Genomic DNA, 17,189 nt, shown 5'->3' on the forward strand with positions numbered 1-17,189 from the left:
GACGTTGGCGCGGGGTGTGCGCGCGAGGCGCCGCGGGTGCCTGCGCGCCCCGCGTCTGTGCGAGGCTGTCGCCACGGTGGACGCGGCGACCGTCGACCGGCGACGACAGGGAGGCCCGTGGAGCGCCCGACGATGAAGGACGTGGCCCGCGCGGCCGGGGTCAGCCCGATGACGGTCTCCCGGGTCGTCGCCGGTGAGGCCGGAGTCGCCCCCGGCACCGCCGCCCGGGTCGCGCGCGCGGTACGCGAACTCGGCTACCAGCGCAACGACAACGCCCGCAGCCTGCGCCAGAAGAACCTCGGCACCTCGGCCATCGGCCTGGTCGTCGACGACCTGGCCAACCCCTTCTACGCGCTGATGGCCCGGTCGGTCGAGGACCAGGCGCACCGCCGCGGCTACGTGGTGCTGGTCGGCAGCACCAACGACGACCCGCGCCGCGAGCGCGAGGTGATCGCGGCGTTCACCGCCCGCCGGGTCGACGGCCTGATCCTGGTGCCGACGATCGGCGGCCACGGATTCCTGCGGCAGCCCATGCAGCGCGGCACGCGCGTGGTGTGCGTCGACCGGCCGGCCCGCGGCCTGGCCGTCGACACCGTCACCGTCGACAACCGGGCCGGCGCCCGCCGCGCCGTCGCCCACCTGCTGGACCGCGGCCACACCCGGATCGCCTGCCTCGGCGACCGCTACGACATCTGGACCCAGGCGGAGCGCCACGCGGGCTATCTCGACGCGCTCGCCGAGCGCGGCGTCCCCGCCGATCCGGCGCTGGTCCGGCACGGGCTGCGGTCGCACGGCGAGACGCACGCCGCGCTGGAGCGCCTGTGGGCGCTGCCCGAGCCGCCGACCGCGCTCTTCACCAGCAACGACCTCATCACCCTCGGCGTCCTGGACGCCCCGCCGCGCCCCCGCCCTGTCGCCGTCGTCGGCTTCGACGACCTGCCGCTCGCCGACCGGCTCGACCCCCCGCTCACCGTCGTCAGCCAGGACCCCCACGCCCTCGGCGCGACCGCCGCCGACCTGCTCTTCTCCCGCATCGACGGCGAGTCCGCGCCGCCGCGCGACGTCGTCCTGCCCACCCGCCTGCTGATCCGCACGCCGCGCGGCTGACGCCGCGTCGAAACGGTGGACGCGGGCCGCGTCCGTGGGCCGCGAGGGCTGCGCCCTGCGGGTGCCCGCCGGCGCGGGCCGCGCCGTGCGCTTGGCGGGCCGGCCCCTTCCGGGTGGCCGCGCCTGGCGGGCGGGCCGCCGCGTGGGGAGGGCCAGACTCCTCCGGGTGGCCGCGTCCGCGGGGTGTGGGGCGACGCTGCGTGAGCCCGGGTGGTGTTCCGGTCGTGCCGGATGTGAGGGCCCGGCGCGGCAGGCGTTCCGCGGGGTTCGTGGCGACGGGACTGGGAGACGGGGCAGCCCCCCGAGGCGCGGTGGGCGCGCCGGGGGGTCAGTCGATCACGTGGGTCGCGATCGTGCGGGCGCAGCCCGCTGCGTCGGTGTGGGTGGTGTCGACCTCGACGTCGTAGAGGACGCCGCGGTGCACCGCGGCGGCCTGGGTGCGGGCCATGCCCGTGGGCCGGTCGCCGCGGGCGGCCTCGCGCGCCGCGGCCACGTCGGGGTCGCAGCGGACGCCCACCCAGAGGGTGGCGAGGCCGGTGAGCGCGGCCCGCCAGCGGGCCTGGGAGGCCGGGCCACCGAGGAAGACCTCGTCGACGATCACCGGCACGCCCGCACGGGCGATCGCCGCGACGCCCACGGACCAGGCGACGTCCATCCGCTGGAAGGCGTCGCCGGTGGCGACCTCGCCGCCCGGCGCGAAGCCGATCCCGCCGGCCGAGGAGCGCAGCCGGGCCGGCAGCGCCTCGACCAGGGTGTCGGCGCCGAAGGTCAGCCATTCGCGGACCAGCACGTCCTGAAGGCAGCGCGCGAGCCTGCTCTTCCCCGCGCTGGAACCGCCGTTCAGAATGATCACGTGGGTGGGCACTGCGCCACGGTAGAGCGGAAGAGGGGCGTCGGCGAGTGGATATCGGCAGCGACACACTGCGGGTGATGACCTGGAACCTGTGGTGGCGGTTCGGACCGTGGGAGCGGCGTCGCACCGCCGTGCTGCACACGCTCCGCCGGGAGCGCCCGGACGTCCTGGGCCTCCAGGAGGTGTGGGGGAGCGCGGCGCCGGGCGGCGAGAACATGGCGCGATGGCTGGCCGCAGAGCTGGGCATGCACTGGACGTGGTCGCGCTCGCCGGTGCAGGACCGCTGGCACGGGCGCAACGGCGGTGACACGAGCGTCGACGTCGGCATCGCGGTGCTCAGCCGCCACCCGCTGCTGGAGACGGCGGAACTGCGGCTGCCCGCAGGCGACTTTCCCGACGACGGGAAGACCGCGCTGCACGCGCTGATCGACACGCCGGGCGGCCCGCTGCCGTTCTTCACCACCCACCTCAACTCGGGCCTGGACGAGTCCGCCGTCCGCTGCGCGCAGGTCAGCGCGCTGGCCGCCTTCGTAGGGGAGCGCAGTGCGGGCCACGCCCATCCGCCGGTGGTGACCGGCGACTTCAACGCGGAGCCGGACTTCGACGAGATGCGGCTGCTGTGCGGCTACAAGACCGCGCCCGCGGCCCCCGGCCTCGTGCTGCTCGACGGCTGGCGGTTCGCCGATCCCGCGCTGCCGCAGGGCACTTGGGACATGGCCCACCGCGACGCGGCCGGCTTCGGATCGCGGCCCAGCTGCATCGACCACATCCTGGTCGGCCCGCCGGGCGAAGGCGGCCGCGGCCGGGTGCGCCTCACCCGCCGCGCCGCGGACACCGCCGTGGACGGCGTGTGGGCGTCCGACCACGCCGCCGTCGTCACCGAACTGGCCCTGCCGTCCTGACCGCGACGGCTCATCGCCGTCCGTACGGCGTGCCACCGCGCCAGTCCACCGCGAACGCGCGCGCCGGATTGTCGACGAACACCGCCCGCGCCGCCTCCTCGCCGAGCGCCCGTGCCAGCCGGGGACGCAGCACCCGCGGCAGATGGGGCAGGCCGGGCCCGTCGCCGGTCACCGACCGGGCCGCGGCGACCACGGTGTCCCCGCCCAGCAGCAGTTGCCGGAGGTGGCCGGCCGCCGCGAGCTCCGTGAGGCAGTCCACCAGCCGCCAGTCGGTGGCGTGGTGGGCCCTGGACGGCCCGTCGAACGCCAGGAAGGCTCCGGACGCGGCCAGTTCGCGGAGCAGACCCGGATCGGGGAAGCGGTTCAGATGGCCGAGCAGGAGAGACGTCACCGGCACGCCCCACTCGCCGTGCAGCAGCGCCAGGACGTCCGGGGCCGCGGTGCCGGCCTCGTGGTGCACGCCGATCGGCGCGCCGGTCGCGTGGTGCGCCTCGGCGGCGGCCGCCATCACCCGGCGGCAGTGGTCGTCCAGGCCGTGGAACATCCCGGCGACCTTGATCATGCCGGCCCGCGCCGGCCCGCGCGGCCCGTCCGGATCGTCGCCCTCGACCATGCCCTCGGTCAGCTCGGCGGTGAAGAACCCGCCGAGCCCGCGTGCGTGCAGCCCCCGCACCAGCGCCGGGTCGTAGTGCGCCGCCTGGTGCAGCCCGGTCGCGGCCACCACGTGCACCCCGGCCGCCCGGGAGACGGCGGGGAGTTCGGCGGCCCGCCGCCCGAGGCCGAACGGCGTCCACTGCGCGACCGCCGTCCCGCCCGCGGCGCGGTAGGCGGCCAACTCGGCCTCGGCCGCCGCCGGATCGTCCAGCTCCTGCCCGGCGAGCGCGGGCGCCGCGAAGAAGAGGTGGTCGTGGGCGTCGGTCGCACCGAGGGCGTCCGGCGCGATGTCCCCGAGGACGGTGCGGATCGCGCTCATCGGGCGCCGCCCGCCGCCGGGCCGGCTTCCGCGTCCCCGTCGTCGGCGGCCTCGGACGCGCCGTCCGCGCCGTCTACGCCCGCCGACGCCGACGGCGTCACGTCGCGGAACACGGCCGCGGCCACCCGCAGGCCGGCCAGCGCCTTCGGCACGCCGACGTACGGCGCGAGGTGCACCATCACCTCGGTGATCTCCCGGGGTTCGACGCCGATGCGCAGGCTGTTGCGCACGTGGTCGTCGAGTTGGGGCTCCACACCGCCGAGCGCGGTGAGCGCCGCGAGGGTGGCGATCTGCCGGTCGCGCAGCGCCAGTCCCTCGCGCTGGTAGGTGCCGCCGAAGAGCGCGGTCACGATCCAGTCGGGGAAGCCGGGCGCGAGGGCGTCCAGCCCGGTGAGGGTGCCTTCGACGGTGGCGGGACCGGCCAGTTCCGCCAGCAGCCGGTAGCCGGCGTCACGATCCAGCGGCGCCCTCACCATGGCCGCCTGGAGGCCGGGGTCGGGGTCGGGGCCGGGCGTCGGGCGGGCGCTCACCACTGCCGCCCGCCGTCGATGGCGTCCAGACCGGGCCGGGACAGGTGCAGCACACTGCTGCGCTCCGCGCCCGGTTCGTCAGGGGCCTCGTCCTCCCACAGCGTGAAGCACACGAGCTCCCAGGTGCGCGGGTCGATCGCCAGCGCCGAGCTGTGCACGCCCGGCCGGGCGGCCGCCTCCGGCAGTTCCCCGACCGCGTGCCCGACCGCGGTCGCCGGGTTCTCGGTGTCCGCAAGGCGGCGGGCCGCGCGCGTCGCCTGTCGCGGCGCGGCGGCCACCGCCGGGCCGCGCTCGAAGGCGATCCCGGTCCAGTGCTCGACGGCGGGGCGGCCGAAGTCGTCCACCAGGCCCTGGAATCCGGCCCCCCAGAGGAAGGAGTTCATGCCCTGAGGCGTGTTCCACAGATAGAAGGGCGCGTACTGGTTCACCGGTGAGCCCGCGGTGCCGCGCTCGCGGACCAGGTACGCCTTGAAGCCGAGCCCCGGGTACGCGTCGAGGAGGTGGCCGCGGGTCCTGACCCGCTCCCTGATGATCCCCATGTCGTAGTCGGCGGGCAGGGTGATGCGGTAGTTCATGGCGTGCACGTGCGGACTCCTCGGGTGCAGCGGCGGGTTCGGGTTCGGGGGAGCCGAAGTCGCGGTCGTCGAAGGGGCGTCGGGGGCGGGGGTGCGGTCGCCGGGCGTCAGGCGCGCGCGGCGGCCAGCAGCGCGACCGCGCCGCGTACCGCCGCGTCGAACGGTTCCCGGGAGCCGGCCGCCCGGGCCAGCACGTAACCGCCCTGCACCACCGCGGCGATGGCGGCCGCGGTGTCCGACGGGTCGAGCCCGGCGCGCAGTTCGCCGGCGGCGACGCCCTCCGCGACGATCTCGGCGAGGCGGTCCCGCAGCCAGGCGAACGTCTCCTCGACCGGCCGGCGCAGCTCGTCGCTGGCGATGACGTCCGGGTCCATGGCCATCCGGCCGACCCGGCAGCCGCGCAGCGGATCGCGCTCGCGTTCGAGGTATCCGCCCAGCCGTGCCGTGGCGGAGTCGCCGACGGCCAGGACCGCCTCGGCCTGGGCCCGCAACTGGGCCGCGCTGCGGCGCATGGCGGCCTCGGCGAGGTCCGGTTTGCCGCGGAAGTGGTGGTACATGCTGCCCTGGCCGGCGCCCGCCCGCTGCTGGATGGCCTTGGGGCTGGTGCCGACGTAGCCGCGCTCCCACAGGAGTTGCTGTGCGCTCTCGATGAGGCGTTCGGCGGTGTCCATGGCAGCGAGTGTACATACCAGTAGGTACAGAATCCAGACGGGACGGCAGGCCGGGGCGGGGGCCGAGGCGCGGGGCCGGGACGGAAGGCGGCACGGGCGCCGCGGCGGAGGACCTCTTTACCCGAAAAGGCGGTGTGCGGGGCGGGTTCTGCCATCTTGCGCCCGGCGGTGCCGCGGCCGATAGTCTGGGCGCGGACGCCGACGTGGGAGGAGAACGGACGTGGCCGAAAGCACTGTCGGGCAGCCGTTGACCAACGGAAAGAAGCCGCAGGTCGACCTGACGGACGCGGAGTGGCTCTCCAGCAGCCAGGGGACCGGCGACGTGCAGATCGCGTTCGTCGAGGGGTACATCGCCATGCGGGACGGACGCAGTCCGGACGGTCCCGCGCTCATCTTCACCCCCGCCGAGTGGCGTGCCTTCGTACTCGGCGCGCGGGACGGCGAGTTCGATCTGACCTAGTGCTCCGGCCGGAGCGCTGGGGGATCGCCCGCCGGGGCGGATCCGGGCAGGACGCCGAGGCGCCGCCGGACCCGCCCCGCCGGCGCGCGCTCAGGGCCAGTCGGTGAGCGTGGGCAGCGGATCGCCGGCGAGCGCGCGGGCCGGACGGCGGCCCGCCAGCCAGGCGGCGAGATCGGTGAGCCGGCCCTTCACGGCCAGCTCCCTGCCCTCGCCGACCGTCCAGTGGTACGGGCCGTCGTCGGCGTCGAAGGTCAACCGGACTCCCGCCGGGACCCGGGGCGCCAGGTACTCCACCAGGTAGCCGCTGAAGGCGGGCGGCCAGTCCGCGGTCGACGGGCCGAGCAGCGCGTCCGTCGTATGGATCTCCACCTCCCGCCACCAGGCCAGGCCGGCGTCCAGCAGTGTGCCGTCGCGGTAGCGCACCGGCCGCGCCCAGTCGTCCGCGGTGACCGCGGACCAGGACGCCGCGACCTCGTCGAGCGCCGCGGAGAGCGCCTGCGCCAGTACGGTGGCGCTGCGCCCGTGGCCTGCCGCGATCGCCGCGTCGCGCGCGGGGCGGCCGCCGTCGTACACCTCGATCTGCCGGCCGCGCAGGGCGTACCGCGCCTGCCGGGCCAGGGCGAGGCCGACGCCCTCCAGGTGCGTCAGCACATGCCCGCGGCTCCAGCCGGGCAGCGCGCTCGGGGCCCGCACCGCCTCCTCGGTGAGGCGGGGCAGCAGCTCGCGCAGCCGTTCCTGCCCGGCGGTGAGGGCCGCCTGGAGCGCGGCCGGGGCCGGCGTCGTCACGGCCACAGCAGCCCCCGCTCCCAGGCGCCGGCGCCGCGCGTGTAGGCGACGCGGGTGTGCGAGCGGTCCTCGCGGCCCTGCCAGAACTCCACGCGGTGCGGCCGCAGTACGTACAGGGTCCAGTCGGGTGAGACCAGGCCCGGGTCGTCCTCGATGCGGGCGGCTGTCGCGCGCACCGCGGCCTCGCGCTCGGCGAATCCGCCGAGCGGGGTGCTCTGCCGGCCGAGCAGGGCCTCGGCCCGTGCGGTGGCGGTGCGGGCCAGGAAGTCGGCCGCGGAGTCCTGGGCGGTGGCGGGCGCGACCGCGCCGCGCACCCGCACCTGCCGGGCCTGCTCCGGCCAGTAGAAGGTCAGCGCGGCGGCCGGGCGGCCGGCCAGGTCGCGGCCCTTGCGGCTGCGCCCGTCGGAGGCGAACTCCCAGCCCTCGGCCGAGATGTTCTTGAGGATCAGGACCCGGGCGTCGGGGTCGCCCTCGGGGTCCACGGTCGACAGCGTCATCGCGTGCGGCTCGCGGATTCCCTCCCGTACGGCGCCGAGCAGCCAGTCGATGAAGAGCTCGTGCGGGTCGGCCGGCAGTTCCGTGAGGTCGAACTCCGGCAGCTCGCCCGAGAACACCTCGATTCCGCGCAGCAGTTCGCGGAGGTCGGACACGGGTACCCCCTTGGTGTTAATGGTGTTCGCTGACGATAGCATTAGCCAATGGAAGCTGATCATCTCGCGCTGGAACTCGCGGTGACCATCCGGCACGACGGGAACGGCGGGGTCGCCGACGACCTCGCGGACCCCGCCGGGCTCGACCGCTGGGTGCGCGAGCGCCTGCGGCGGCTCGCCCTGCCGGCCGGACTCGCCTGCGACGAACGGAGCGTGGCCGCCGTCGTGGAGGTGCGCACCGCCGTGCGCGCGCTCTTCGCCCGCGCGGTGCGCCCCGCGCCGCCGAGCCGCGCCGACGCCACCCGGCTGCCCGACCCGGACACCGCCCTGCGCCGGCTCAACGCCGCCGCGGCCCGCGTGCCCGTCGTCCCCCACCTCACCTGGCCGCAGGACGCCGCGCCCCGCGCGCACTACGAGGCCGCTCCGTACGCGGAGCGCCCGGACGCGGCGGCGGCCCCTGACGCCTCACCCGCCGCGCGCCCGGACGCCGTCGGCCCGGACGCGGAGCTGCTCGCCGCCGCGCTCGCCAGGGCCGCGATCACGTTCCTCGCCGGGCCGGACCGGGCCCGGCTGCGGGCCTGCCCGGCGCCGCGCTGCGTGCGGTATTTCGTGCAGGAGCACCCGCGACAGGAGTGGTGCAAGCCGTCGTGCGGGAACCGGGCGCGGGTCGCCCGCCATCACGCCCGCAAGCGGGCCGCGACCGATTCCCGCTGAGCGCGACGGCGGGGGCTCGGAGCACCCCGGAGGCGAGAGCGGCGGGTTACGGCGGGTTACGGGGCGCACGTGGGGCGCACGGGGGCGTGGTGACGGGAGCGGGGCTGGCCGGGCGGGCGCGCACGTGGGAGGGTCCGGTCGGGCCGACCACGGGACGCCGTGCCGGTAACGCCTCCTGCCAGGGGCGGAACCGGCACGGTCGTTCCTCCTCACACAGCGCATCCGTCGGCGTACGCTGTGACCCCTCAGCAGGCCAACGTGGCCAGGGGGTGCACCATGCCGCAGCGTGAGCTGCTGGAACGCGAGGCCCAACTCGCCGCCGCAGGCGAGGCGCTGGACGCCCTGTCCCGCGGCCGCGGCGGGCTGCTGGCGTTCGCCGGTCCGGCCGGACTCGGCAAGACGACACTCCTCGCCGAAGTACGCCAGCGCGCCGCGGAGCGCGGCTGCACCGTCCTGTCCGCCCGCGGCGGCGACCAGGAGCAGCAGGTCGCCTTCCACGTCGCCCGGCAGCTGCTCCAGCCGCGGCTGGCCGGCGTCCCCGACGCGGAGATCCGCGCCACGCTGGGGAGTTGGTACGGCATCGTCGGCCCCGCCCTGGGACTGTGCACCGCCGATGGCGCCTCGCCCGACCCGCAGGGCCTGCGCGACGGCCTCGACTGGGTGCTCACCCACCTCGCGGTCCAACTCGCCCCCGTCGTCCTGGTCCTGGACGACGCGCACTGGGCGGACCCGCAGTCGCTGAACTGGCTGGCCGCCTTCGCGCCGCGCGCCGACGAACTCGCCCTGCTCATCGTGGTCGCCTACCGCCCGGACGAACTCCCTCCGGGCGCCGAGGCGTTCCGCGGGCTGCCGGGCCGCGCCGGGCACCGGCCGGTCGGCCTCGAACCGCTCACCGCCGACGCCATCGGGCAGCTGGTGCGGGCCTCCGTCGGCCCGCACGCCGACGACGCCTTCTGCCGCGAGTGCTGGGCGGTCACCGCGGGCAACCCGTTCGAGGCGGTCGAGCTGACCGCCAAGGTCCGCGACCGCGGGCTGCGCCCCGACGGTTCCAGCATCCATCTGCTGCGCGACCTCGCGGCCGCCGCGAAGGGCCGGGGCCTGATCAACCGGCTGGAGCGGCTCGGCCCCTCCACCGTGCGGCTGGCCTGGGCCGCCGCGGTGCTCGGCACGGAGATCCAGCCCGCGCTGGCCGCGGCCGTCGCGGGCCTCGGCCGGGAGGAGGCGGCCGACTGCGCCGACCGGCTGCGGGAGGCCCGCATCCTGACCGGCAGCAGGACGCTGGAGTTCGTCCACCCGCTGATCGCCACCGCCGTCTACCGGGCCATCCCCGACGCGGTGCGGGTCGCCCTGCACGGCAAGGCCGCCTGGTCGGTGGTCGACGAGGGGCTCGGTCCGGCCGCCGCGGCCCGCCACCTGCTGGAGACCCACCCCGAGGGCGACCCCTGGGTGGTCCACCAACTGCGCTCCGCCGCCGGGGAGATGCTGCGGGCCGGTGCCCCCGAGGCGGCCCGCAGCCAGCTGGCGAGGGCGCTGCGCGAACCGCCGCCCGCGGACGAACGCGCCGCCGTGCTGTACGAGTTGGGGTGCTCCTCGCAGCTGCTCGAACCCACCATCACCGTCAACCACCTGCGCGCCGCCCTCGAGGAGCCGATCGACGACCCCGCGCTGCGCGACGGCATCGTCTTCCGGCTGTCGCAGTCCCTCGCGCACAGCGACCGGCTGAGCGAGGCGGCCGAGGTCGTCGGGCACGCGGCCCGTACCGCCACGGTCGCCCGCACCCGGCTGCGGATGCAGGCCGAGCAGTTCATGTGGGACGCCTTCCGGGCCGACGAGCCGGACTCGCCGAGCCGCTCGCGCCGGCTCGCCCGGCTGGCCGACCGGCTCACCGGCCGCGACCTCACCGAGCGGTACATCATCGGCCTGCGCGCCTGGGACGCGGTGCTGCGCGGTGAGCCCACCGAGACGGCGCTGCGGCACGCGGGCCGCGCGCTGGACGGCGGCCTGCCGTGGGCCGACGAGAACCGCGGCTTCGAGGTGCCGGTCCTGGTCGCGATGGTCTACGTCTACGCGGACCGCCCGGACCGCGCCGAGGACCTCTTCGCCACCGGGATCGCCGACTTCGAGCGGCAGGGCTGGCGCGGCGCCCACCTGTCCTTCGGCTACCTGCTGCTCGGCTACGTGCGCTTCCGCCAGGGACGGCTCGTCGAGGCCGAGTCGCTGACGAGGGACGGCCTGCGGCTGGCCGAGCGGGTCGGCCGCGGCACCCCCGTGCAGTGGTACTCGGTGGCGGTGCTGATCGAGATCCTGCTGGCCCGCGGGCGGACCGAGGAGGCCACCGCGCTGGCCGCCGAGTACGCCTTCCAGGCGCCGTTCCCCGCCGCGGTGACCTTCCCCGACGCGCAGGCCGTGCACGGCGAGCTGCTGCTCGCCCGCGGCCTGCACCGGGAGGCGGCCGCCGAGCTGGCCGCGGTGGGCCGGCGGCTCGACCCCCGCGGGATGCGCAACCCCGCCTGGTGCCCCTGGCAGCCGCACCTCGCGCTCGCCGAGGCGTACGACGCACCCGAACGGGCCCGCGCCACCGCGCTGGAGGCGGTGGCCAGGGCGCGCCAGTTCGGCGCGGACTCCGCGACCGGGCGGACGCTGCGGATCGCCGCCCAGGTCGTCGGCGGCGAGGAGGGCCGGACGCTGCTCGCCGAGGCCGTCGACCGGCTGACCGGCTCGCCCTCGGCGCACGAGCTGGCCGTCGCCCTGGTCGCGCACGGCGCCGCGCTGCGCGGCGAAGGGGCGCACGCCGCGGCCGCGGACCGGCTGCGCCGGGGCCTTGCCGGCGCGCTGGACTGCGGCGCCGACGGACTCGCCGCCCGCGCCCGCAGCGAGCTGGCGCTGATCCCGGCGCCCGCCGTGCACCCGCCCGAGCCCGCCACCCGGGGCGGCACCTAGCGCCCGTCCTCAAAGGGGGGCTCCCGGCGCCTGGCACGGCACCTCGCTGCGTCGTCTGACCGGTCCGAGTGCGACCCGGTACGAGGACGACCCTGCGCCTCGCGATCCACCGCACCCGCCGCCGCTCGCGGCCGGCCGCCCCCGGGGAAGACGGGCCGTGGGCCCGGCCCCGGGCGGTGCGCGGCCGCCCCCGGACGGGCGTGCGCCCGGCTCCCGGTGGGCGGTGCGGACCCGTACGATGGCGGCATGTCCTTCCTCCGCCGCCGTAGCGCAGCCACGCCCACCGGGCCGGACTTCGACGTCCTCGCGATGGACCCCGGGGACTGGCCCGGCGACCTCGGGGCGGGCCTGCTGCCCGGACCCGACGGCAGCTGCCAGGGGATCTACCTGCGGTACGACCTGTTCGGCGGCCGCGGCCCCGCGATGCTGATCGGCAACCTGCCGGAGGGCTCGCCCGCACGCGAGCTGGAGGAGGGCCAGGTGCCCTTCGAGGTGGCCCAGCTGCTCGCGGCGCTCGGCAACGACGAGCCGGCCGAGGTCACCAAGTCCGAGGACACCCCGGTCATGCACGGCGACAGCCTGCTGATCGTCCGCCGGATCAAGATCTCCGAGGCGCGCGTGGCCTGCGCGCAGTTCGAGCGGAGCGACGGCGTGCAGGTCACCATCGCCACCTGGGACCGGCCGATCACCGACGACCTCTACCAGCTGCTCAAGCCGCTGCCCGCGGAGATGTTCCAGGCGGGCTGAGCCGGAGCCGGGCCCCGGCCGGAGGCAGGCCGGGCCGAGGCGCGCCGGGCCAAGGCGCGCTGCGCGGAGGGGCGCCACCGGAGCGATCCGGTGGCGCCCCTGCGGCCGCGGCGGGTCCCGCCGGGGCCGGGTGGCTCAGTGCGGGGCGCCCAGCACCGACGGGAGCAGCGTCACGTCGTCGGCGCTGACGTACTCCACCCGGTGGCCGAGCTGGATCTCGTAGTAGACGTTCTTGCCGCGGACCACCTGGTGGCTCGCCGCGGTGTCGAAGGTCACCGCGTAGTAGTACTCGCCGTGCACCACGTTGCCGACCACGTACCGCTGCCCGGCCGGGATGGTGTAGGGCATCGGGAAGAGCCCCTGCACCGGCACGCCCGCCGGGTACGCGGCGGCCTCCGGGTAGGCGCGGCCGTAGACCGGGATGGAGGCGAGCCCCTTCTTCGGGGTGACCACCAGGCCCAGCGAGTCGACTGCGGTCGGCTGCGTCTTCGGGTTCAGGAACCACGCCTCCTGGCCGAGGTACCAGATCGCCGTCCAGTCGCCCTGCCGGCCGGCCACCGCGTACTGCTGGCCGGTGGAGGCGCGCGCGCCCATGTCGTTGACGCCGGTGGTGCTGGTCCCGGTCGCGCCGTGCAGGCCGACGTCCTTGACCAGCGGTGCGTCCAGGCTCGGCGCGGAGTACAGCCGGACCGCCTCGGAGCCGTAGGCCGGGCAGGTGTCGCCCGCCTTGACGCAGCCGGTGTAGAGCGGCTGGTTGGCCTCGAAGTCCGGGTCGATCGTCACCACGCCGCCCCAGGCGCCCGCGGTGGCGTGGATGGGCGCGCCCAGCAGCTGCATGTAGTGCGCCCAGTCCCAGTACGGGCCCGGGTCGGTGTGCATGCCCGGGATGTACGAGGCGGTCGGCCCCGGCACGTTGTCGTGGCCCAGGATGTGCTGCCGGTCCAGCGGGATGCCGTACTTCGCCGCGAGGTAGCGCACCAGCCGCGCCGAGGAGCGGTACATCGCCTCGGTGTACCAGGTGCCCGGATCGATCAGGAAGCCCTCGTGCTCGATGCCGATGGACTTGGCGTTGGTGTACCAGTTGCCCGCGTGCCAGCCGACGTCCTGCGTCTTCACGTGCTGCGCGACATGCCCGTCGGAGGAGCGGACGGTGTAGTGCCAGGCCAGGTACGTCGGGTCCTGGACCAGCTGCATCGCCGTGTCCCAGTAGCCCTCGGTGTCGTGGATGACGATCGTGTCGATCTTCTGCGAGGCCGGCCGGTCGGCCTTGTCGTAGTTGCCGTAGTCACCGCCTCCGATGTCCTGGTACGGCGCCGGCACCCACTCGCAGCCGAGGCCCGGCGGGCACTCGGTGCCCGCCGCGTTGGCCGCGGGAAGGCCGACACGCTGCGCCTGGCCGGTCGCGGGGACCAGCGAAGGGTCGGCCGCCAGCACGATCCGCTGCCCGCTGTCGGTGGTGCGCGTCTGGCCCTGCTTCAGCACGTCGAAGACGTCGTCGGCGAAGGACGCGGCCGTCGCCCGGTCGTCGGCGCCGGAGTAGCGCGCGACGGCCGCGTACCAGTCCGCCGGGTCCGAACTCAGCGGCTCGCCCAGGGACTTCTGGGTGTCCGCGAGCAGCGCCGCGCCGCCCTCGACGTTCACCGCCGGGTCCTCGCGCAGCGCGTCCGCGGAGCGGCCGGTCAGCGCGGCGGCCCGGTCCAGGGTGGTCAGGTCGGCGGGCAGCGCCGCCACGTCGGGCGCCTGCGCGGTCTGGTGGGTGATCAGCGGGCGCGAGTCGTCGCCGCGCCCGTCGTCGCCGCCGTCGCCGAGACCCTGCTGGGGGAACTGCTCGAGCGCGGCCCGTGCGTCGGTGAGGTGCATCGGGCCGTAGCCGCCGGTGACGCTGGGCACGCCCTGGTGGGCGTCCCAGCGCGACTCCATGTAGGAGACGCCGAGCAGCACGCTCTGCGGTACCCGGTACTGCTGCGCCGCCGCGTCGAACGCCTGCTGCAGCGGGCTCGCCGTGTCGTTCTGCGCGGGCTCCGCGGCGTGCGCGGTGCCGAACACCGGCAGCAGCGCGGCGGCGGCGGCCACGGCTGTCACCGTACGGGACAGGCGGCGTCCTGCGCGTCTGCCGGACGGGGGAGCGGATCCTTGCACAGCGGCCTCCTCCAGGTGGTGCCGATCGATCGGCACCACAGAGGTATCGGCTGGCGAATCATCCGTCAACCACCCGTCAGCTCCTCGTATACGAGACCGTCTTCGCACGTCAGGGCCGGTGCGGTGAAGTTTCCCCGGCCCGGCGCGCCGACCTGGACCGCGTCAGTGGTGTGGACCACTGGGGTGAGGTCGCGCAGCCGGCGAATTCCTCCGGCCCGGCGGGCGGTGCGGGCGCACGCGGGCGCGCGAGCGGGTGCGGGCCGGGGGCGGGCGGGTGCGGGCCGGGGGCGGCCGGGGGCGGGTGCGCGCGGGCGGTCAGCGGGTGCCGACCGCGGCGCGTACCGCCCGGCGGGCGAGCCCGCAGTCGTCGTGCAGCCGGCGCAGCAGCAGCCGCTGCTCCTCGCCCACCTCCGCGGCGCCGGGCCCGGCAGGGCCCTGCGCGCGCATCGTGCGCTGGACCGCGGTCTCGTACGTGCGGATCTCCCGGGTGAGCACCAGCATCAGGTTGACCAGGAAGGCGTCCCTGGCGTCCGGGCCCGGGGCCTGCGCCTGCTGGCTGATCTGCCGGCGTGAGGCCGGGTCGTCGCCGAGCACCGACCACAGCACCGCCAGGTCGTAGCCGGGCAGGTACCAGCCGGCGTGCTCCCAGTCGACGAGCGAGGGACCGGCCGGCGACAGCAGCACGTTGGACAGCAGCGCGTCCCCGTGGCAGAACTGGCCCTGGGCGTGCGCCAGTCCGTGCAGCAGCTTGTGCAGGTCGCCGGTGTCGCGGTCGGTCAGCAGGCCCAGTTCGTGGTAGCGGGCGATGCGCATCGGGTAGTCGATCGGCGCGTCGAAGGCGCCGGCCGGCGGCCGCCACATGTTGATCCGCGAGTACGCCGACAGGGCCGCGCGGACGTCGCCGCGGGTGGGCGTCTGCAGCGGATGGCGCTGCGGGGTCACCACCCGTCCCGGCATCCGCTCCATCACCAGCACGCAGCTCTCCGGGTCCGCCGCGATCAGCCGCGGCACCCGCACCGGCGGGCGGTGGCGGACGAAGGTGCGGTAGGCCGCTATTTCCTGGCGGAAACGTTCCGTCCACGCGGGCGAGTGGTCGAGCAGGCACTTGGCCACCGCCGGGGCCCGCCCGGAGGTGCCGATCAGCAGCGCGGTGCGGCCGCCGCGGCGCAGCAGTTGGGCGGGGACGAACTCGGGGCAGATCCGCTGCACCGCGGCGACCGCGGTGCGAAGCTGTGCCTGCTGCGGCCCGGTCAAGTCGAGTCTCCCGCTGAGCGGATGGGAGCCGGTGGCCAGACCCCGTCGCACGGCGGTCGCCGTCCGACGGGGAGGCTGCCGGAGGCCCGCTTCCGCGACAGTGGGGAACACGGGGCGGGTCGGGGCGGACACGGAGGACGATGCCGGATACATGGAGGAAGCAATTCCCTTCGTGTGCCTTGCGGACTGACGGCGCGCCGCCCCCGGCCCGGCCACCGCACCCTGGGGAATGCGGCGCCTGGACGGGGTGGCGCGTTCCTACCTGACACCCCCGCGCGGGTGGCAGACCATCTGGCGAACCCTGGCGAACCATGGCGAATAGTCGCGGGCGATTGTCGAGGGGATTACTGTCAACTGCGCCGAGGAACCTGGGGGCTTGACGTGGGCAACGAAGCCAACACCCGACTCGCGGACCTGTTCGGCCTGACCGGCTGGTCCAAAGGCGAACTCGCACGGCTGGTCAACCGGCAGGCGGCGGCCATGGGCCACCCGCAGCTGGCGACCGACACCTCGCGGGTCCGCCGATGGATCGACACCGGTGAGTCGCCGCGCGAACCCGTGCCGAAGGTGTTGGCGGCGCTGTTCACCGAGCGTCTCGGCCGTGTCGTGACCATCGAGGATCTCGGGTTCGACCGGCGCCGGCAGACGGGGAAGAGACAGACCGGAGACGGCCTGCCGTGGCCACCGGAGCGAACTGCCGAGGTCCTCACCGAATTCACGGGAATGGACCTCATGCTCAACCGACGCGGTCTGGTGGGCGCGGGCGCCGCGCTCGCCTCCGGCACCGTACTCAGCTCCGCCATGCACGACTGGCTGCACACCGACCCGGCCCTCGCAGCCGACGCCCCCGTGTTCGACGACCCCCTGCACGCCGACCCCGCCGCCTACGACCGCTACGAAGCCGCCCCGATCGGCTCCCAGGAGATCGAGTCACTGGAACGCTCCGTGGAGGTCTTCCGCGCCTGGGACGCCTCCCGCGGCGGCGGCCTCCAGCGCAAGGCGGTGGTCGGCCAGCTCAACGAGGTGGGCGGCATGCTCTCCTACCGCCATCCGCCGCATCTGCAGCGGAGGTTGTGGGGCGTGGCGGCCAACCTCGCCGTGCTCGCCGGGTGGATGTCGCACGACGTGGGCCTGGAACCCACCGCACAGAAGTACTTCGTCATCGCCGCGCACGCGGCGCGTGAGGGCGGCGACCGGCCGCGGGCCGGCGAGGCGCTGTCCAGGGCGGCCCGGCAGATGGTGCACCTGGGCCGGCCCGACGAGGCGCTGGACCTGATGAAGCTCGCCAAGTCCGGCTCCGGCGAGGCCGCGCTGCCCCGCACCCGGGCCATGCTGCACACCATCGAGGCCTGGGCGCAGGCGTCCATGGGCCACGGCCAGGCCATGCGCAGGACGCTCGGCGAGGCCGAGGAGCTCTTCGTCTCCGCGGGCGAGGGCGGTGCGGCGCCCAACTGGATGCAGAACTTCGACGAGGCCGACCTGCACGGCATGGAGGCGCTGGCCTACCGAACCCTCGCCGACTACGACCCGTCGGCGGCGGCGCTGGCGCAGATCCACGCCAAGCAGGCGATCGCGCTGCGCAGCGGCGGCCACGACCGGTCGATGATCTTCGACTATCTGTCCCTCGCGTCGGCCTGCTTCATCGCCGATGACCCCGAACAGGCCGACGCCTACGCCCGGATGGCGCTGCTCACCATCGGATCGACGTCCTCCCACCGCACCTGGGACCGGCTGCGCGAGATGTACCGGCTCACCGGCCGCTACGCCGACTACCGCCGCATCCAGGACCTGCGCCAGGAGATCGAGAGCGCGCTGCCGCAGAAGAGGGGGAGGGCCGGGAAGCCGGGCGGCGGCCGGCTGTCGGTGTGAGCGCGCGGGTACCGGCAGG

Annotated in this window: 16 protein-coding genes; 7 read left to right on the forward strand and 9 right to left on the reverse strand. The window is 75.6% G+C overall.

The window, feature by feature from the left end; translation table 11 throughout:
- Positions 1 to 117: 117 nt before the first annotated feature.
- Entirely contained in the window at positions 118 to 1,107 is a 990-nt protein-coding gene (locus V2S66_RS25770) for a LacI family DNA-binding transcriptional regulator (protein WP_330798917.1), read from the forward strand.
- A 328-nt stretch (positions 1,108 to 1,435) separates the two neighbouring features.
- On the opposite strand, the gene cpt is transcribed toward V2S66_RS25770, so the two are convergent.
- Positions 1,436 to 1,972, reverse strand: a complete 537-nt coding sequence (gene cpt, locus V2S66_RS25775; protein ID WP_330798919.1) for a chloramphenicol phosphotransferase CPT — start codon at positions 1,970 to 1,972, stop codon at positions 1,436 to 1,438.
- Positions 1,973 to 2,037: 65 nt separating this feature from the next.
- Here cpt and V2S66_RS25780 point away from each other — a divergent pair, with 65 nt between their 5' ends.
- Positions 2,038 to 2,862: an endonuclease/exonuclease/phosphatase family protein gene (locus V2S66_RS25780; protein ID WP_330798922.1), complete on the forward strand. Its 825-nt coding sequence runs from the start codon at positions 2,038 to 2,040 to the stop codon at positions 2,860 to 2,862.
- 10 nt (positions 2,863 to 2,872) lie between these two features.
- On the opposite strand, the gene V2S66_RS25785 is transcribed toward V2S66_RS25780, so the two are convergent.
- The 4 genes from V2S66_RS25785 to V2S66_RS25800 form a co-directional block, all read right to left on the reverse strand.
- Positions 2,873 to 3,835 (reverse strand): phosphotriesterase family protein, encoded by a 963-nt coding sequence (locus V2S66_RS25785; protein ID WP_330798924.1) that lies wholly within the window; start codon positions 3,833 to 3,835, stop codon positions 2,873 to 2,875.
- The gene (locus tag V2S66_RS25790; protein ID WP_330798926.1) at positions 3,832 to 4,365 is read right to left on the reverse strand and encodes a carboxymuconolactone decarboxylase family protein; all 534 of its coding nucleotides are present in this window, start codon (positions 4,363 to 4,365) and stop codon (positions 3,832 to 3,834) included. The genes V2S66_RS25785 and V2S66_RS25790 overlap by 4 nt, the downstream gene beginning before the upstream one ends.
- Complete coding sequence (locus V2S66_RS25795) at positions 4,362 to 4,949, reverse strand: DUF4865 family protein (RefSeq protein ID WP_330798927.1); 588 nt, start codon at positions 4,947 to 4,949, stop codon at positions 4,362 to 4,364. Before V2S66_RS25795 ends, V2S66_RS25790 begins: the two co-directional genes overlap by 4 nt.
- Positions 4,950 to 5,047: 98 nt before the next feature.
- Positions 5,048 to 5,611 carry a TetR/AcrR family transcriptional regulator gene (locus tag V2S66_RS25800; protein WP_330798929.1) on the reverse strand — a complete coding sequence of 188 codons (564 nt, stop codon included), beginning with the start codon at positions 5,609 to 5,611 and terminating at the stop codon, positions 5,048 to 5,050.
- Positions 5,612 to 5,831: 220 nt separating this feature from the next.
- Here V2S66_RS25800 and V2S66_RS25805 point away from each other — a divergent pair, with 220 nt between their 5' ends.
- A complete protein-coding gene (locus V2S66_RS25805; protein ID WP_330798930.1) occupies positions 5,832 to 6,071 on the forward strand; it encodes a DUF397 domain-containing protein in 240 nt (79 codons plus the stop codon).
- Between the two features lie 90 nt (positions 6,072 to 6,161).
- Here V2S66_RS25805 and V2S66_RS25810 read toward each other — a convergent pair whose 3' ends face one another.
- Together V2S66_RS25810 and V2S66_RS25815 are read right to left on the reverse strand one after the other, a co-directional pair.
- A complete protein-coding gene (locus V2S66_RS25810) occupies positions 6,162 to 6,863 on the reverse strand; it encodes a maleylpyruvate isomerase family mycothiol-dependent enzyme (protein ID WP_330798931.1) in 702 nt (233 codons plus the stop codon).
- Entirely contained in the window at positions 6,854 to 7,507 is a 654-nt protein-coding gene (locus tag V2S66_RS25815; protein WP_330798933.1) for a pyridoxine/pyridoxamine 5'-phosphate oxidase, read from the reverse strand. The genes V2S66_RS25810 and V2S66_RS25815 overlap by 10 nt, the downstream gene beginning before the upstream one ends.
- A gap of 48 nt (positions 7,508 to 7,555) precedes the next feature.
- On the opposite strand from V2S66_RS25815, the gene V2S66_RS25820 reads away from it, so the two are divergent.
- From V2S66_RS25820 to V2S66_RS25830, 3 genes are all read left to right on the forward strand, one after another.
- Positions 7,556 to 8,221 (forward strand): CGNR zinc finger domain-containing protein, encoded by a 666-nt coding sequence (locus tag V2S66_RS25820; RefSeq protein WP_330798935.1) that lies wholly within the window; start codon positions 7,556 to 7,558, stop codon positions 8,219 to 8,221.
- A 276-nt stretch (positions 8,222 to 8,497) separates the two neighbouring features.
- A complete protein-coding gene (locus V2S66_RS25825) occupies positions 8,498 to 11,161 on the forward strand; it encodes an ATP-binding protein (RefSeq protein ID WP_330798938.1) in 2,664 nt (887 codons plus the stop codon).
- A 246-nt stretch (positions 11,162 to 11,407) separates the two neighbouring features.
- Positions 11,408 to 11,908: a hypothetical protein gene (locus V2S66_RS25830; protein WP_330798939.1), complete on the forward strand. Its 501-nt coding sequence runs from the start codon at positions 11,408 to 11,410 to the stop codon at positions 11,906 to 11,908.
- Between the two features lie 135 nt (positions 11,909 to 12,043).
- Here the strand turns inward: V2S66_RS25830 and V2S66_RS25835 are convergent, their stop codons facing one another.
- Positions 12,044 to 14,047, reverse strand: a complete 2,004-nt coding sequence (locus V2S66_RS25835) for an N-acetylmuramoyl-L-alanine amidase (protein ID WP_413966483.1) — start codon at positions 14,045 to 14,047, stop codon at positions 12,044 to 12,046.
- Between the two features lie 315 nt (positions 14,048 to 14,362).
- Positions 14,363 to 15,454: an aminoglycoside phosphotransferase family protein gene (locus V2S66_RS25840; protein WP_330798941.1), complete on the reverse strand. Its 1,092-nt coding sequence runs from the start codon at positions 15,452 to 15,454 to the stop codon at positions 14,363 to 14,365.
- A 228-nt stretch (positions 15,455 to 15,682) separates the two neighbouring features.
- Between V2S66_RS25840 and V2S66_RS25845 the strand changes: the two genes are divergently transcribed.
- On the forward strand, positions 15,683 to 17,170 hold the full coding sequence (locus tag V2S66_RS25845; protein ID WP_330798942.1) for a DNA-binding protein NsdB: 1,488 nt from the start codon (positions 15,683 to 15,685) through the stop codon (positions 17,168 to 17,170).
- The last annotated feature ends 19 nt before the right edge of the window (positions 17,171 to 17,189 follow it).

The organism is Actinacidiphila polyblastidii (assembly GCF_036353415.1).
GTDB classification, from domain to species: domain Bacteria; phylum Actinomycetota; class Actinomycetes; order Streptomycetales; family Streptomycetaceae; genus Actinacidiphila; species Actinacidiphila polyblastidii.

Bases quoted from the DNA above. Each gene is read 5' to 3' on its own strand.
- V2S66_RS25780 (WP_330798922.1), top strand. From the start codon at position 2,038: ATGACCTGGAACCTGTGGTGGCGGTTCGGACCGTGGGAGCGGCGTCGC.
- V2S66_RS25785 (WP_330798924.1), bottom strand. From the start codon at position 3,835: ATGAGCGCGATCCGCACCGTCCTCGGGGACATCGCGCCGGACGCCCTC.
- V2S66_RS25800 (WP_330798929.1), bottom strand. From the start codon at position 5,611: ATGGACACCGCCGAACGCCTCATCGAGAGCGCACAGCAACTCCTGTGG.
- V2S66_RS25820 (WP_330798935.1), top strand. From the start codon at position 7,556: ATGGAAGCTGATCATCTCGCGCTGGAACTCGCGGTGACCATCCGGCAC.
- V2S66_RS25825 (WP_330798938.1), top strand. From the start codon at position 8,498: ATGCCGCAGCGTGAGCTGCTGGAACGCGAGGCCCAACTCGCCGCCGCA.
- V2S66_RS25830 (WP_330798939.1), top strand. From the start codon at position 11,408: ATGTCCTTCCTCCGCCGCCGTAGCGCAGCCACGCCCACCGGGCCGGAC.
- V2S66_RS25840 (WP_330798941.1), bottom strand. From the start codon at position 15,454: ATGTATCCGGCATCGTCCTCCGTGTCCGCCCCGACCCGCCCCGTGTTC.